The organism is Synergistaceae bacterium (assembly GCA_017444345.1).
Classification (GTDB): domain Bacteria; phylum Synergistota; class Synergistia; order Synergistales; family Aminobacteriaceae; genus JAFUXM01.
Genome location: JAFSWW010000077.1, coordinates 1 through 15,022, shown reverse-complemented (window position 1 = coordinate 15,022; position 15,022 = coordinate 1). Strand labels below are relative to the sequence as shown.

The 15,022-nt window shown below is 42.6% G+C and carries 12 protein-coding genes; 5 read left to right on the top strand and 7 right to left on the bottom strand.

The window, feature by feature from the left end:
* From IJS99_05225 to IJS99_05205, 5 genes are all read left to right on the top strand, one after another.
* On the top strand, positions 1-2,746 hold a 2,746-nt coding region (locus IJS99_05225; GenBank protein MBQ7561216.1), incomplete at its 5' end, for a DNA-directed RNA polymerase subunit beta.
* A gap of 2 nt (positions 2,747-2,748) precedes the next feature.
* Positions 2,749-8,073: a DNA-directed RNA polymerase subunit beta' gene (rpoC, locus tag IJS99_05220; GenBank protein MBQ7561215.1), complete on the top strand. Its 5,325-nt coding sequence runs from the start codon at positions 2,749-2,751 to the stop codon at positions 8,071-8,073.
* 57 nt (positions 8,074-8,130) lie between these two features.
* Positions 8,131-8,649 (top strand): YhcH/YjgK/YiaL family protein, encoded by a 519-nt coding sequence (locus IJS99_05215; GenBank protein ID MBQ7561214.1) that lies wholly within the window; start codon positions 8,131-8,133, stop codon positions 8,647-8,649.
* Complete coding sequence (locus tag IJS99_05210; GenBank protein MBQ7561213.1) at positions 8,636-9,457, top strand: M28 family peptidase; 822 nt, start codon at positions 8,636-8,638, stop codon at positions 9,455-9,457. Before IJS99_05215 ends, IJS99_05210 begins: the two co-directional genes overlap by 14 nt.
* Positions 9,412-10,152, top strand: coding sequence for an SDR family oxidoreductase (locus IJS99_05205; GenBank protein MBQ7561212.1), 741 nt, complete (start codon positions 9,412-9,414; stop codon positions 10,150-10,152). Before IJS99_05210 ends, IJS99_05205 begins: the two co-directional genes overlap by 46 nt.
* A 5-nt stretch (positions 10,153-10,157) precedes the next feature.
* On the opposite strand, the gene IJS99_05200 is transcribed toward IJS99_05205, so the two are convergent.
* The 7 genes from IJS99_05200 to yiaK all read right to left on the bottom strand — a co-directional run.
* Positions 10,158-10,547, bottom strand: a complete 390-nt coding sequence (locus IJS99_05200) for a type II toxin-antitoxin system death-on-curing family toxin (GenBank protein MBQ7561211.1) — start codon at positions 10,545-10,547, stop codon at positions 10,158-10,160.
* Positions 10,540-10,701: a hypothetical protein gene (locus IJS99_05195; protein MBQ7561210.1), complete on the bottom strand. Its 162-nt coding sequence runs from the start codon at positions 10,699-10,701 to the stop codon at positions 10,540-10,542. Before IJS99_05195 ends, IJS99_05200 begins: the two co-directional genes overlap by 8 nt.
* A 121-nt stretch (positions 10,702-10,822) precedes the next feature.
* Entirely contained in the window at positions 10,823-11,839 is a 1,017-nt protein-coding gene (locus IJS99_05190) for a zinc-binding alcohol dehydrogenase family protein (GenBank protein ID MBQ7561209.1), read from the bottom strand.
* Positions 11,840-11,863: 24 nt separating this feature from the next.
* Positions 11,864-12,778, bottom strand: coding sequence for a ketopantoate reductase family protein (locus tag IJS99_05185; protein ID MBQ7561208.1), 915 nt, complete (start codon positions 12,776-12,778; stop codon positions 11,864-11,866).
* Positions 12,778-13,470 (bottom strand): cyclase family protein, encoded by a 693-nt coding sequence (locus tag IJS99_05180; GenBank protein ID MBQ7561207.1) that lies wholly within the window; start codon positions 13,468-13,470, stop codon positions 12,778-12,780. Before IJS99_05180 ends, IJS99_05185 begins: the two co-directional genes overlap by 1 nt.
* A gap of 27 nt (positions 13,471-13,497) precedes the next feature.
* Entirely contained in the window at positions 13,498-13,950 is a 453-nt protein-coding gene (locus IJS99_05175) for a YhcH/YjgK/YiaL family protein (protein ID MBQ7561206.1), read from the bottom strand.
* Between the two features lie 26 nt (positions 13,951-13,976).
* On the bottom strand, positions 13,977-15,022 hold a 1,046-nt coding region (yiaK, locus tag IJS99_05170; protein ID MBQ7561205.1), incomplete at its 5' end, for a 3-dehydro-L-gulonate 2-dehydrogenase.

Sequence of the window (15,022 nt, the reverse complement as noted above, 5' to 3'; positions counted from 1 at the left end):
TAGACGCTACACACTGGGCAGAGTCGGACGCTATAAATTAAACCGCCGTCTTAATATGTCCATATCTGAAGAAGATAAATTATTGACTCTTAATGACGTTGTAGCAATCATTAAAGAAATGTTCGCAATGAAAATTGATGATAAACGCAGCGATGATATTGACCATTTAGGAAACAGGCGGGTGCGTTCAATCGGTGAATTATTGCAGAATCAAGTAAGAATAGGCCTATTAAGAATGGAAAGAATCGTCCGTGAAAGAATGACAACCGTTCCCAATTTAGACGAGGTAACAGGCCGGGAATTAATCAATGTAAGACCTATTGCGGCATGTTTACGCGAATTTTTCGGATCGGGGCAGTTATCGCAGTTCATGGATCAGACAAACCCATTAGCAGAAGTTACTCACAGGCGCAGACTTTCAGCTTTAGGGCCCGGGGGTTTGAGCAGAGAAAGAGCAGGCTTTGAAGCTAGAGACGTTCACTATACGCACTACGGCCGAGTTTGTCCCATTGAGACTCCTGAAGGCCCGAATATCGGACTCGTTTCTTCACTGACTACTTATGCGAGTTTGAACTCACATGGATTCTTAGTTACTCCCAGAAGAAAAGTTAAAGACGGCAAATTAACGGATGAAATTGTTTTCTTGTCAGCTGATGACGAAGATAAAAGCTATGTAGCTATGGCAAATACTAAAATCGAGTCAGACGGAATCACTATAGCAGGCGAGACCTGCCCGACAAGATACGCAGATGAAATTGGTACAGTGCCGGTTAATATGGTCGATTATATGGACGTTTCACCGCGTCAAATTGTCTCACCGTCAACGGCTTTAATTCCATTTCTTGAACATGACGACGCTAACAGGGCATTAATGGGCTCAAATATGCAGCGTCAGGCCGTTCCCTTATTGGCTCCTGAAGCTCCATTAGTAGGAACAGGAATCGAACACAGAATCGCGCGCGACTCAGGTTCATGCGTTACTGCAATAAATGACGGAGTCGTTACTTATGTTGACAGCGATACAATAAAGATTAAAAGCGATAACGGCCGAATCAGAACTTATGAATTAATAAAATTTAGACGCTCGAATCAGTCGACTTTGATACATCAACGCCCATTAGTTAAAAAGGGTCAGCAGGTTTCAAAGGGTGAAATCATTGCGGACGGTCAAGCAATCGAGGGCGGAGAACTTGCGCTCGGTCATAATGTATTAGTTGCATTTGTCCCATGGGAAGGCTATAACTTTGAGGACGCTATATTATTAAGTGAAAATCTCGTGAAAGAAGATAAATTTTCGTCGATTCATATAGAAGAATACGAAATTGACGCGCGGGACACTAAACTGGGAGCAGAAGAAATCACACGCGATATTCCCAATGTCGGAGAAGATATGTTAAGAAATCTTGACGATGACGGCATTATCAGAATCGGCGCGGAAGTCAGTGCAGGCGATATCCTTGTCGGAAAAGTTACACCTAAAGGCGAGTCAGATCAATCACCTGAAGAGAAATTATTACGGGCAATTTTCGGCGAGAAAGCTAGAGAAGTCCGTGATAATTCGTTAAAGCTCCCGAACGGCTCATGGGGAAAGGTCGTAGCAATTAAGCAGATGGACAGACGCACAAGCCCTGAAGCACTAAGCTCCGGAGTTATCAGAAGTGTTAAAGTTTATGTTGCCCAGCGCAGAAAAATTACAGTCGGTGATAAGATGGCCGGCCGTCATGGAAATAAGGGCGTTGTCAGTCGAATTCTACCCGTTGAAGATATGCCGTTTTTGCCGGACGGGACTCCCGTTGATGTAGTATTAAATCCCCTAGGAGTTCCCAGCCGTATGAATCTCGGCCAAGTTCTTGAGACTATTATGGGATTTGTAGCTCTTAATAATGGCTGGCACGTGTCGACTCCAGTTTTTGAGGGTGCTAACGAGAATGAAATTTTTGCGGAAATGCGCAAGATCGCCGAGACAAAATATAAAGACTTGACAGAAGACGGAATGATTACGATTAGAGACGGCAGAACAGGGCGGCCTATGGACAAAAAAGTTACTATCGGTTGCATGTATATGCTCAAATTAAATCACTTAGTCGATGACAAGATTCACGCGCGTTCAACTGGGCCGTATAGCTTAATAACTCAGCAGCCGCTGGGAGGCAAGGCTCAATTCGGCGGGCAGAGATTCGGAGAAATGGAAGTCTGGGCTCTTGAAGGTTACGGAGCAGCTAACGTATTACAGGAAATATTAACAGTCAAATCTGATGATATTCGCGGACGTGATAAGACTTATGAACGAATCGTAAAGGGGCAGAGCCTAGTTAAACCGGGAGTTCCTGAAAGTTTTAGAGTCTTAGTTAAAGAATTACAGGGACTCGGACTTGATGTTGACGTTCAATATTCTGACGGAACACACGGCGATATACCATTAGAGGACGACGAGAGACCAGCATTCAAGGGCAAACCGCCGGAAATTTTCTCACCGCCTAAGAAGCAGCGCAAGAGCCGTAAATCAAGCAAGCCGACTCCGGATTTAGAGTCAGAACCTGAACCCGAAATAATAACGCCTGAAGTATTATCAGATTATGATAATGTAGATATTAACAGCATATTTGAAGACAGTGACGCAGAGCCGAGCGCATTAGATTTAATGAACATGCCCGACGACTCAATTTTTAACGAACCTGCGCCGGATATTAATAGCATATTCGAGGACGAAGACGACCCCGAAAATAATGACAAGGGGGAGATTTAGATTTGCCGATAAAGGAAATTACAGGAGTCAGAATCAAACTCGCGACTCCTGATAGAATACGCGAAATTTCAAATGGAGAAGTTACTAAACCTGAGACGATTAATTACAGGACTTTACGCCCGGAGACAGACGGGTTATTTTGCGAAAAAATTTTTGGCCCTACTCGCAGTTATGAGTGCAAATGCGGAAAATATAAACGTTCAGGCCCGAAATTTAAAGGCGTTATCTGTGAACATTGCGGCGTTGAAGTAACTGACAACAGAGTTAGACGCGAAAGAATGGGACATATCGATTTGGCCGTCCCTGTCGTTCATATATGGTACTTGCGCGGAATTCCCAGCCGGTTAAGTTTGTTGCTCGGAACTAGCGCAAAGGATCTCGAAAAAGTTATATATTTTGCTCCTACAAGAAAGAACGAGAAGGCTTATAAAGTCATTGACTCGAGCCGGCCCGATCTTGCTCCGAGGGGTGCTATTGTCTCAGAAAGCGAGCTGAAGATTCATACTCACTACGATGAAAATTTTCAGTATGAAGAGGCATTTATACTCGAAGGAATCGAAAATGTCCCCGTTGATGTAGGAGATCTTATAACGGCCTCACAAGCTGCGAAATATAAGACTGATTACGGCGATGAGAGCATAAAAATAGAACCCGCTTTTGTGTTAAGCAAGGCAAATGAAGATTTAGGACTTGAGGCGGGGGCAATTGTACCAGCTTCTAAGGCTGATAATGACTCAGTACGTGCTAAGATCGGAAATAATGACGCTTTTATTGTAACCGGTGCCGTAAAGATTCCATACGGTAAGGGCGAAATTTTGTCGCGCAGTGAGTTAAATTTTATTGAGCAGAAATACCCCGGAAGATTCAGAGTCGCCCATAATGAAAAACTTGTAGATGATCCCTGCCACTTAGTAATTGAGCCGGGCAAATCTCCGTTTAATCAGGCTGATGTAATTTACGAACGTCAGCAAATTTTATGCAAGGCCTATGACGAAGAATTTGAGGCCGGTATAGGTGCAGACGGAGTCCAGACTCTTATAAATAGGCTTGATTTAGATTTGCTTGCTGACTCATTGCGTGAACAGATTGCAGACACGACCGGGCAGAAAAAAAGAAAGCTCGTTAAACGCCTTCAAGTTGTAGAAGATTTCAGAAAGAGTGACTCACAGCCGCAGTCTATGATCTTGAATGTATTACCGGTTATTCCCCCGGATTTAAGGCCTCTAGTGCAGTTAGACGGCGGAAGATTCGCTACAAGTGATTTAAATGATTTGTACAGGCGTGTTATAAATCGTAATAACAGGCTTAAGAAATTACAGGCTCTTAATGCTCCTGAAATCATAATCAGGAACGAGAAAAGAATGTTGCAGGAATGTGTTGACGCTTTAATTGATAACGGCCGGGTCGGGAAGGCAGTATTAGGCGCGGGCAGTCGTCCATTAAAGAGTCTGACTGATTTATTGCGGGGCAAAAAAGGCCGTTTCCGTCAAAATTTACTAGGCAAGAGAGTCGACTATTCGGGCCGAAGCGTTATAGTTATAGGGCCGTCGTTAAAGATTTATCAATGCGGACTTCCTAAGCAAATGGCACTAGAATTATTTAAACCGTTTGTAATTCGCAGGCTCGTTGAAGGCGGACTCGCTCCAAATGTTAAGAACGCAAAACGCAAAATCGAGAAGGGCGGCGGCGAAGTCTGGGAGATTCTCGAAAATATAATCAAGGATCACCCCGTTATGTTAAATCGCGCTCCCACTTTGCACAGATTAGGAATTCAAGCGTTTGAGCCTGTTTTAATGGAAGGTAAAGCTATAAGATTGCATCCTATGGTCTGCACGGCGTTTAATGCAGATTTCGACGGGGATCAAATGGCCGTTCACGTTCCATTAAGCATTGAAGCTCAGGCCGAAGCAAGATTGTTAATGCTGTCAGCTAATAATTTATTATCACCAGCGAGCGGCAAACCCGTTGTAACTCCGACTCAAGATATAGTTTTAGGCGTTTATTATTTGACTGACATGAGAGACGGACTCAAGGGCGAGGGTATGCATTTTTCTGACATGGATGACGTTATGAGCGCAATTTCTCACGGAGCAGTCCACGTAAACGCACGAATCTGGCTCAAAGAGAATCCCGAATTATGGCCGAATCTTAAGGGCAGGCGCAAATATACTCATAACGGCGGCGCTGTAATCGTTGACAATGCCGAGTCAATTAAAGGAAATCCCCGCGTTGTATTCTTTGAGACGAGTCCCGGCCGAGTCATGTTCAATAATAAAATCGCTCCTAAATTGAGATTCGTTAATGAGCAGCTCGATAAAAAACGAATCGGCCGATTACTTGATGACGCTTATGATCAAGTTGATAGACCCGGAGTCGTTGAAATGTTAGATCAAATTAAAGCACTCGGCTATCACTGGGCAGCACGCAGCGGAATAAGTTTTGGCGTTCAGGCTGTAAGAATTCCCGACGAGAAAGCAGTTATCACCAGCAAGACTCAAGCTGAAGATAATATCGCTAAAGATAATTACGAAATGGGACTCTTGACTTATGATGAATACTTAGATCAGAAGAGTAAATTATGGGCTGAGGCAACTCGGACTATAGCAGAAAAAATTAAGGAACATATGAGTCTCGATAATCCCGTTAGAATGATGGTAGATAGCGGCGCAAGAGGTTCACTCGGTCAAATGGGACAAATGGCAGGAATTCGCGGACTCATGGCCGACCCGACCGGAAAGACAATAGATTATCCCATTACTGCAAATTTCCGTGAAGGTATGAATATGCTTGAGTACTTTATTTCAACGCACGGAGCAAGAAAGGGACTCGCTGATACGGCCTTGAGAACTGCTAAATCAGGATATTTGACCCGCCGTCTTGTTGATGTCTCGCAGGATTTAATTATTACTGAGCATGATTGCGGGACTGATAAGGGAATAAGCATAAGGCCTTTATTAAGTGAAGGCAAAGTAATGATCGGTATAGCTGACAGAATCGCCGGCAGAACTTCATTACATGACATAAGCGCGAACGGTGAATTAATTGTCAAATCCGGTGAAATCATAACAGAGAGACTCGCAAAGAAAATCGAGGCAGCCGGAATTAATGAAGTCTGGGTAAGAAGTCCCCTCGCTTGCTCGCTCAAAAAAGGAATTTGCCAGAAATGTTACGGCACTGATTTGTCATCGCGTCAGTTAGTCCCGATCGGTGAGGCTGTTGGAGTCGTTGCTGCTCAATCAATCGGCGAACCCGGTACGCAATTAACAATGAGAACATTTCACACGGGCGGAGTCCGTTCAGCTGAAGACATTACGCAGGGTCTTCCCAGAATCGAACAGTTATTTGAAGTCAGACGGCCGAGAAAAGTTGCGATTTTGGCAGGGATTGACGGCCATGTTGAAGAAATCCGCTCAAATGAAGGCAAGCGCAAAGTCATTATCTCAAACGATGACGGCACAGAAAAAATTACTCACGCTATACCTTCAGGCCAAGAGATTCGAGAAGATATAGAAGAGGGCGCGGAAGTCTCGAAAGATACTCTTTTAACAGAAGGAAGCGTTGACCCTCAGCAATTATTAGAAGTTGAAGGACTCGACGCTGTGCAAAAAATGTTAGTTGACGAGATTCAATATGTCTATCACTCTCAGGGTGTCAGCATAAATAATAAACATATTGAAGTAATCTTGCGTAAAGTTGCACCGTTAAACAAAGTCAGAGTCATTGAAGAGGGCGATACTTCATTTGTTGCCGGTGATATGGTATTCGAGGACGAAGTCGAAAAAGTTAAGGCCGAAATCATTGACGATAACGAGAAGCGAATCAAGACAGCTCTTGACTCATTTGAGGGCGATTTGTTAATTGACGCTGATAGAGTCGACGAGGAAACGCAGGAATTTATAGGCAAAGAGTTAGACGAGGAAGCATTGACGAAAATTTTGACTCCCGGAAGTTCTGTTAATATGCTCACTATACAGCATGAAGATCAAATTGTTGACGTTATACTCGGCCGGGCTGCTTTCCGTAAAAAAATGGAGGGCTTGAGGCTCGTTCGTGATGTCAAGACGGCTAAAGGCAAAGTCAAAAAAGGTGTCAAACTCGGCCGCGATGAACTTAGAAAGATAACATCAGGAGATCCCGTTATAATCCGTGTTAGAGACAGGGACACTTTGACTCGAATCACTAATAATAAATGGGCCGCTGAAGATGTCATGACGGGAACGAGATTAATTCAGCCTCAAGATACTTTATTGAGTGATAAATACGCTCAAGACATGTCAGACAGCGGAATCAGAGACGTTAAAGTCTGGAGCGCAGTAGAGAAAGTTGACATAATTGACTCTATGAAAAAATTGCTCATGAATAAAGAATTATGGGACAAAGAATTATTTGAGGACGGAGAAGCAACAGGCCGGCATATTGACGCTCAAGTTATAGAAGATTTTGCGACGGGTAAGATTCAAGTGATTGAGACTGAAGACGGCAGAGTTACACGTCAAGACGTATTAATTAAGCTCTTAATGGGCAAATTAAGAAATAAAATCTTGCTTGACTTAAAAGTTGAAGATCCTTCACTCATTAAGTATGTTGAAATCAAAGTCGGAAAACTCGAACAGCCTGAGGACTCGCAAATTTCAGAATCAAAGCCGGAACCCGCTCCCGAACAGAAAAACGAGCCCGAAATCGAGCCGGAACCTGAAGATATATCAGCACTTTTTGAGGACGATGACGAGGACGACTCGCCAATTTTAGCAATGACTCCCGCAAAACCTGAAGTTAAAGCTAAATCAAAGCCGACACCTGAACCCGCAATATCTGAGTCAATATTCGAATCAGAATCAGAAGACGAGGAAGAAGACGACGACGAAAGATTTAAATTTAGGCCGGGAATGGAGCTTAAAGCCTCGTTAATTGAAGAAATTGCGAAATTGAATCCTCTTGAGATAATAGCTCGTGCAGCAAATGCTAAAGCCGATGAGTATCATTTAATCAGGGATTATACTTTTGTCCGCAAAATGCGTGAAATGCCGGAATGCAAACCGTTCATACATGGAATCACTAAGGCGGCACTTGCTACAGATAGTTTCTTGAGCGCGGCATCATTCCAACAAACTGCGCAGGTTTTAGCCGGTGCAGCTGTTAAAGGCGAGTTAGACCCATTGAACGGACTCAAGGAAAATGTAATCATAGGGCATTTAATACCAGCAGGAACAGGAGCAGAGCCATTCAGGGGCATAACTTACAAGCCGACTCGGAAAAAAGCTCCCGAACCTATAGAAGGTCAATTTATAGAGCCTAATATTTCTACATCAGATATTTTTGCTGAATAAGTATAAAAATTTGTATTTCTCTCCTGTATAATTGCAGGGGAGAATTTTTTTATATTTATGCGAGGCGATTCTATTATGCTATATGGAAATATTTATAATGAGTTTTTCGAGACACAGTTAAAATTATTACCTGCTCCCCTTGCTGCTGCGTTAAGATTTCTCAAAGATAACGACTTAGCAAAACACGAGCCCGGAAAATTTGATATAAAACTTGCTGATACTTCCATGATTTTGCAGGTCTTAGACATTGAGACGAGTTCACGCGGGAATTTACGCCCTGAGATTCACCGGAAATTTATAGACGTTCAATTTTTATGCTCAGGAGGGCCGGAAAATGCAGCTTATTACAACGATGACGGCAATAATATAATTGACGAGGATTTATTGAACACTCCGCGCGATATTTTATTTTACAAGAATAATGACAGAGTCCGTGAAGGCATAATACCTTTAGAAATAGGCACGTTTGCTATTTATTTTCCGTGGGATGTTCACGTCCCGGCAATTGCTGTAAATAATATTCCCGCAAAGATTCGCAAAATAGTTATCAAAGTCCCGTTAAATGCCTGCTATTAATAGATATATAAAAATTTTGTCGATCCCTGAATTATCCCAGCGGCGCAAAGCACTTGAAAATGTTTTATCGTCTGAGGGCATTAATTACGAATCGCAAAATAATCAGGATATAATTAATTATGAGTTCGAGTCAGGGCAGAATTATAAATATTTATTCTCGGCTCATTATGATAATTACAGGCTTTCCACCGGAGCAAATGACAATATAGCGGCAATTTGCATATTGATTGATTTATATAAAGAGTTAAGCGCGAAAAAGATTCCCGCAAAATTTTTATTTACTGACGCAGAAGAAACACATCACGCCGGAGCAAAATTTTACGCCCAGACTCATAATTTGAAGGCTCTTAAGGGAATAATAAATCTTGATTTATGCGGTTACGGGGACGTAATCACAATAAAGGGGAATATAAAGCGATTCACTAATAAAAATTTACTCTCAAGACATAATGCGGAACTCGTGAAATATTTACCCGAAAGCGATGATATAATTTATCGCAAATATAATGTCCCAGTAATAAATTTAGCAATCGTGCCAAAGTGGGACGTGCAATATTTAAAGGCTCTTGCGTCGTTCGGTGATAGATTGTTAGGCCAGCCGCCTGAATTTGATTTAATTTTTTCGCAGATGGAGATAACACAGACATTTCACGGGGGAATTAAAGACTCGCCGGAATTTATACAGGACTCGGCAATGGAGAAAATTTTTAATTATTTGCTTGACTCGATTACATATAAACAGGAGGAAAAAGGGAGTAAATCATGCTTGAAAATATTTTCTCACTTGATAAAAAAATTGCGCTCATAACAGGAGGTAACGGAGGACTCGGACTTGCTGTAGCTGAAATTTTCAGGGAGGCGGGGGCGAGTGTTATTATTTGCGGCCGAAAAGTTGAGAGTTCACAAGATTTTTACGCTATTAAATGCGACATCACGAATCAGGACTCTATTAATTCACTATTTACCGAGATTGCTAATAAATTTAATAGACTCGATATTCTTGTAAATTGTGCCGGCAAAAATATTTTAAAACCTGCTGAAGATTATGACTCTGACTCATTTCTTGACGTTATGAACTTGAATATTAACGCGCTTCACAATGTAACACGCGAGGCCGGGAAGAGATTCATGATTCCTCAGAGATCCGGCAAAATATTAAATCTCTCTTCAGTTAAAAGCATAATCGGCACCGATAAAGACTATATTGCATACTGCACGAGCAAAGGCGCATTAAACATGTACACAAAGCAGCTCGCATGTGAATGGGGCAAATATAATATAAACGTGAACGCTATAGCACCGACATTTGTGAGAACGCCTATAAATTCATTTCAGCTTGATAATAAAATTTTTTATGAGAGTTTAATAAATCGTATACCATTAGGACGAATCGGGCAGAAAAAGGACATTGCGGCGGCGGCTTTGTTTTTATGCAGTGAGGCAGCAGATTTTATAACGGGTCAAATTTTGTGCGTTGACGGGGGATTAACGGCGAGACAATAAATTTTTTAGTGGGCTTCGTGAGTCTTTATCCAGTCGACGAGATTTTCAAAGGAGATTTCAGAGGCTGCCAGCTTATAGAATAACGAGAATAATTCAAACTCTGTGCAGTCTATCTCTATCCCGTTCAATGACAAGAAAGTCAACACAGCATGAGCCGCGATTCTTTTATTGCCGTCAATAAATGCATGATTTTGTGCAAGACCATAGCCCAGCCGTGCCGCTTTCTCGTAAATTGTCGGGTAAACGTCATAGCCGCCGAACGACTGAAACGGGGCATTAACTGCCGAGTCAAGAAGTCCCATATCTCTTATGCCGTCGCTGCCTCCTGATGCCATTACTAAATCCGTGTGCAGCTTAATAACTTGTTCAACTGTTAAATTTGTTAAATTATGCATTGCCGAGTGCCCTATATGCTTCCATGTGCTTATTAATGAGACGACGCGAAACCTCCATTAATTTATCATCGTCAGCCGGTGTATACTCTTCGTGCGCTTGTGTCTGAATTCCAACATCAACATCAAAATTTTCTAGTGCTAAATCTTTACTCATTGATTAATTCATTCCTTCATAAAAATTTTTCTCGATATTATACACTATTTCGCAAAAAAAAATTCCCTGCTGAAAGATTTATTTTACTCTCTCAACAGGGGAATAAATATTATTATTTCACTTAAAATTTAACGATGACCTTCATATAATTGCCGGGGTTCTTCTCGATATCAATTATAGCGGCCGGAGCGTCTTCAACTGATACTACTTTTGTTAATAATTTCTCCATGTCAACGCGTTTTGAGTGAATTAACTCTAATGCTTCCTCGAATTCATGCGCGCTGTTACGTCCGCCCCTGATGTCTAATTCCTTTTTCGTGATTAAATCAGTCGGGAGACTCGTTTCTTTCTTTGGCCAGCCTGTTAAAGTAATTCTGCCTGCGTGTGAGGCATAATCAAGAGCTGCCCTGATTTGAGCATTTGCCCCGGAACACTCTACGACTAATTGAGCCATGTCGCCGCCCGTAATTTCTGCGATTCTCTCTGTAGGGTTCTCATTTGCTGAATTAATAGTGTACTCAATGCCGACTTTTTTAGCGTAATCGAGTCTTTCTTGAACTATATCGATTAAAATCGCGTGTGCCTTATAAGCCTGTGCAGCCATTGCAGCAGCTAAACCGATCGGGCCTGCTCCTATAACTGCGCAAAATTCGCCCTCTTTGAGTCCGCCCCTGTGAATCCCGTGCAAACTGATAGTCAAAGGCTCGGCCATTGCCGCCTGTTCCCATGTCATTCCGTCGGGAATCTTCACGAGCATATTTGCAGGATGGCAAAAATATTCGCACATTCCGCCGTCTCTATGAACTCCAAGCGTCTGCATATGAGTGCAGCAATTTGTGCGGCCTATTCTGCAGGGGTAACAATTCCCGCAAAACATGTATGGTTCAGCAACGACTCTATCGCCCGGCTTTAAACCTTTTGGATTATCAGCAGGAATTGACTCGATTACAGCCGATAATTCATGGCCTATGATTCGGGGATAACTCACGAGATTATTTGTGCCTCTGAACGCGCCTATATCAGACCCGCAAATCCCCGCAGCCATAATCTTTAATAACGCTTGGCCTTCTTTAGGTTCGGGCTTTGGTACGTCAATGCATTCAACCTTGAAGGGCTCAATAATTCGTACTGCTTTCATGAAAATTTTTCACCTCATAAAAATTTAATTCTTTATATTTTCCATAGCATGAATCAAATTCACGATAAATTCATGACAAGGAACAGGGACTCCGCATTTTGCAGCAGCTCTCACAACTGATCCGCTTATAGTGTCTACTTCAGTGCGCCGGCCCGCTCTCATGTCTGCACATATTGACGTGATACCATGCGGGGAATTTTTCGCGACTTCCTTAATCTCGTCAAGTAATTCGTCCTCGTCTGCTTTGAGATTTAGCGCGTGTGCTACTGTTACGGCCTCATGTAATAATTTTTTAGAGAGTGTAAAAGCATTCTCGTTATCAGTTATAAAGCCGATTTCACATTTAAGCACGCCTGTTACTGCACTCAAAGCGACATTTACAAATAATTTATTCCAAATTAATTGCTGTATATTCTCGTGAATCCTGACATTAAAGCCGCATGAGTCAAAAGCTTCCTTCAATTTGGGCAAAAACGAGTCAGAATCTTTAACGAGCATTCCCACGTTTGTATTACCCTTCCCGCCGTGCCTGATATGTCCGGGGGCTATTACTGCGCCGTTGTCTTCAGTTGTGCCGATTATGATTCTGTCAGAGCTAGCAAAGCCCGATAAAATATCTTCATGCCCTGAGCCATTTTGCAATGTCAATAAATAAGTATGAGGGCCGATTAAATGTTTATTACTCTCAAGTGCCGCGCGTGAATATAAAGCCTTCACGAATAATATAATCAGGTCAACAGGCTCAAGAGCTTCAGTGCTTGCTATTGCCTTAGGGTGAAAGATTTTATTTTCGCCGTTCTCCTCAAGTGTTAAGCCCTGAGAGTTCACAGTCTCAATTACTGTAGGATTTGTATCAACTAAATATACTTCATTGTGCTGTGATAATCTCCCGCCGTAAATTGAACCCATTGCCCCCGCACCGATTACAGCGATTCTCATTATTCGGAAAACTCCTTTATACCCTCAATTGCATATGCGTGAACAGGGCTAGAGTCAAGTCCCACGATTGGAAGCGGCGCAAATGACATAAAGAATACATCTTTTTGCAGGCTCTCTAAATTTTTCAAGACTTCAATAAATATAATATTTTCAGCAAGCAAAATATCGTGAAATGGCTTTACGTCCTCGTTGCAATTCTCAATAGAAACGCCGTCCCCGAATCCTACAGCTTTTACTTTCTTAGCTTTGAACCATTCCGCAGTCTCACCGTTCACGAATAATCTTTTGTCTTTCTCCGTGTTAGTGTCAGGCGTGAAGGGATTCAATTTATACGACGAGTCAATTATTACAATATCGCCCTCGCGTACTTTCTTGGCTTCACGGTCTAAATCTTTGGCAGTAATATGCGAGTTCGGAGCGCATGACTCCTTGAAATCAACATAAACGCCGCGCCCTACAAAAGTAGTCAGGGGGACTCCAGTAACATCCGGCCAGTCGTCATTATGATGATAGGGACATTCCGCGTGAGTTCCTAAATGAGTCATAATGTCAACATTCGTGTGAAAATCAGGAATCGGCCCGCCAGTGTTGAATCTATGCAATTTACAGCGCCGAGTCTCCGTAGCAGGGTCAACAAGTTTTGACAAATCTACGAGTCTTAAGCCTCCGCCTAAATCGTATACAGTTTTCATGATAAAATTTCCTCCTGTTTATGCTTGTTACGCTTTAACTTTAATAACAACTTTTCTGACTTTCGCGGGCTTACCTGCTGCACATCTCGGCTTATGAGCTTCTTCAGTCGAGACTACAATAAATTCGCCCTCGTTAAGCAATACCATGCCGTAAAGTTCCGGATCTTCATAGAATTTAACGTCCTCATCCTTCAGATCCTCCGTCAATTTCAAGCCCTCACGAGCGCAAACCCCGAACATCTCCGAGCCCTCAAGCATATACTGAATATCAAAATATTTGTCATGAGTCTCAAATTTGCGTTCTTTTTCCGGCTGAGTCTCATAGCTTTGAACCAGCGCAAAAACGTCATCGCCTGAAATTTCGTACTTCCCTAAGGCCATTGACTTAACGTCATTCTCCGCAAGCCACTTATAACCGAGCTTGAACTTTTCCGCGAGATAATCGTACTTTGCAGCTTCCTTAATATTTCCTGTGAACATAATAAATTTACCCCTCCTATAAAAATTTACTCGATATGGCCGGCAAATTCCCGACCTTCTGCGAGCGCTTTGACTTGTTCAAAAATTATATCATCAACTTGCACGCCTTCTGACATGCTTTTTTTGCGGCGTAAAATAGTGCTTTCTCCGGGACATTTCACGGGGCGGGACGGGTCAATCGGGTGGGCACTGTCAGCGATTTTGACTCGGCGGTTTAATTTTTCTTGAATCTCGTCATGAGTCCCGAACATATACGGATCAATCGCTATAAAAATTTGTGAACAGCCCGTGCAGCTGCCTCTATAATTTTCGCCGTCCATGTCAGAACCTACAAGCCCGTTAGAAATTGCTGCGGCCGCTAAATCAAGTGCTATAGCAAGACTCGTTCCTTTCCAGTAGCCAGTGGGAAGGATTCGCCGGGATTCCTCAATTTTTGCGGGATCAGTCGTTAAATTGCCTTCTTTATCAAAGCCGCCCGGATATGGTAATTGCTTACCTGCGAGCCTGTAAACTCCTAATTTTCCGTATGCATATTGACTCATTGCCATATCGACGACAATTTGACCGTCTTCACGGGGGATTGCTAAACAAAATGGGTTATTGCCGACGCTCTCGACATCGCTCCCCCACATGGGCATACAGCTTTCTGTGCTGATCCAGCTTATTCCGACAAAACCTGACTCGGCCATCTTCCAAGCGTAAGTGCCGCCCCTCATCCAGTGAGTAGTATTTTTCAGAGAAACGAGTCCGATCCCGTGTTCCTTTGCGAGTGCTATAGCCCTGTCTGAACAGAATAAAGCATTAATTACTCCGATTCCCAAATGACCGTTATAATTTTCCGCTGCTCCCTTAGCTTTCACGAGTTCGCATTTAGCATTAACGTTAATCCAGCCTTTTTTTACGTATTCAGCAAAACGGGGGACTCTGTTCATTCCGTGACTCTCGACTCCGTCGGCACTTGATGAGCAGTGAACGTGTGCGCAAATTTCTGCATTCTCTTCACTGAGTCCGAGATTTAAGAATGCCTGCTTAGTAATTGCTTTGAGTTCGTCAAATTTTACCTTCATTATAT

Coding starts and splice junctions, on each gene's coding strand:
- IJS99_05210 (MBQ7561213.1), top strand. CDS start 8,636: ATGCCTGCTATTAATAGATATATAAAAATTTTGTCGATCCCTGAATTA.
- IJS99_05185 (MBQ7561208.1), bottom strand. CDS start 12,778: ATGAGAATCGCTGTAATCGGTGCGGGGGCAATGGGTTCAATTTACGGC.
- IJS99_05190 (MBQ7561209.1), bottom strand. CDS start 11,839: ATGAAAGCAGTACGAATTATTGAGCCCTTCAAGGTTGAATGCATTGAC.
- IJS99_05180 (MBQ7561207.1), bottom strand. CDS start 13,470: ATGAAAACTGTATACGATTTAGGCGGAGGCTTAAGACTCGTAGATTTG.
- IJS99_05215 (MBQ7561214.1), top strand. CDS start 8,131: ATGCGAGGCGATTCTATTATGCTATATGGAAATATTTATAATGAGTTT.
- IJS99_05175 (MBQ7561206.1), bottom strand. CDS start 13,950: ATGTTCACAGGAAATATTAAGGAAGCTGCAAAGTACGATTATCTCGCG.
- IJS99_05195 (MBQ7561210.1), bottom strand. CDS start 10,701: ATGAGTAAAGATTTAGCACTAGAAAATTTTGATGTTGATGTTGGAATT.
- IJS99_05200 (MBQ7561211.1), bottom strand. CDS start 10,547: ATGCATAATTTAACAAATTTAACAGTTGAACAAGTTATTAAGCTGCAC.
- IJS99_05205 (MBQ7561212.1), top strand. CDS start 9,412: ATGCTTGAAAATATTTTCTCACTTGATAAAAAAATTGCGCTCATAACA.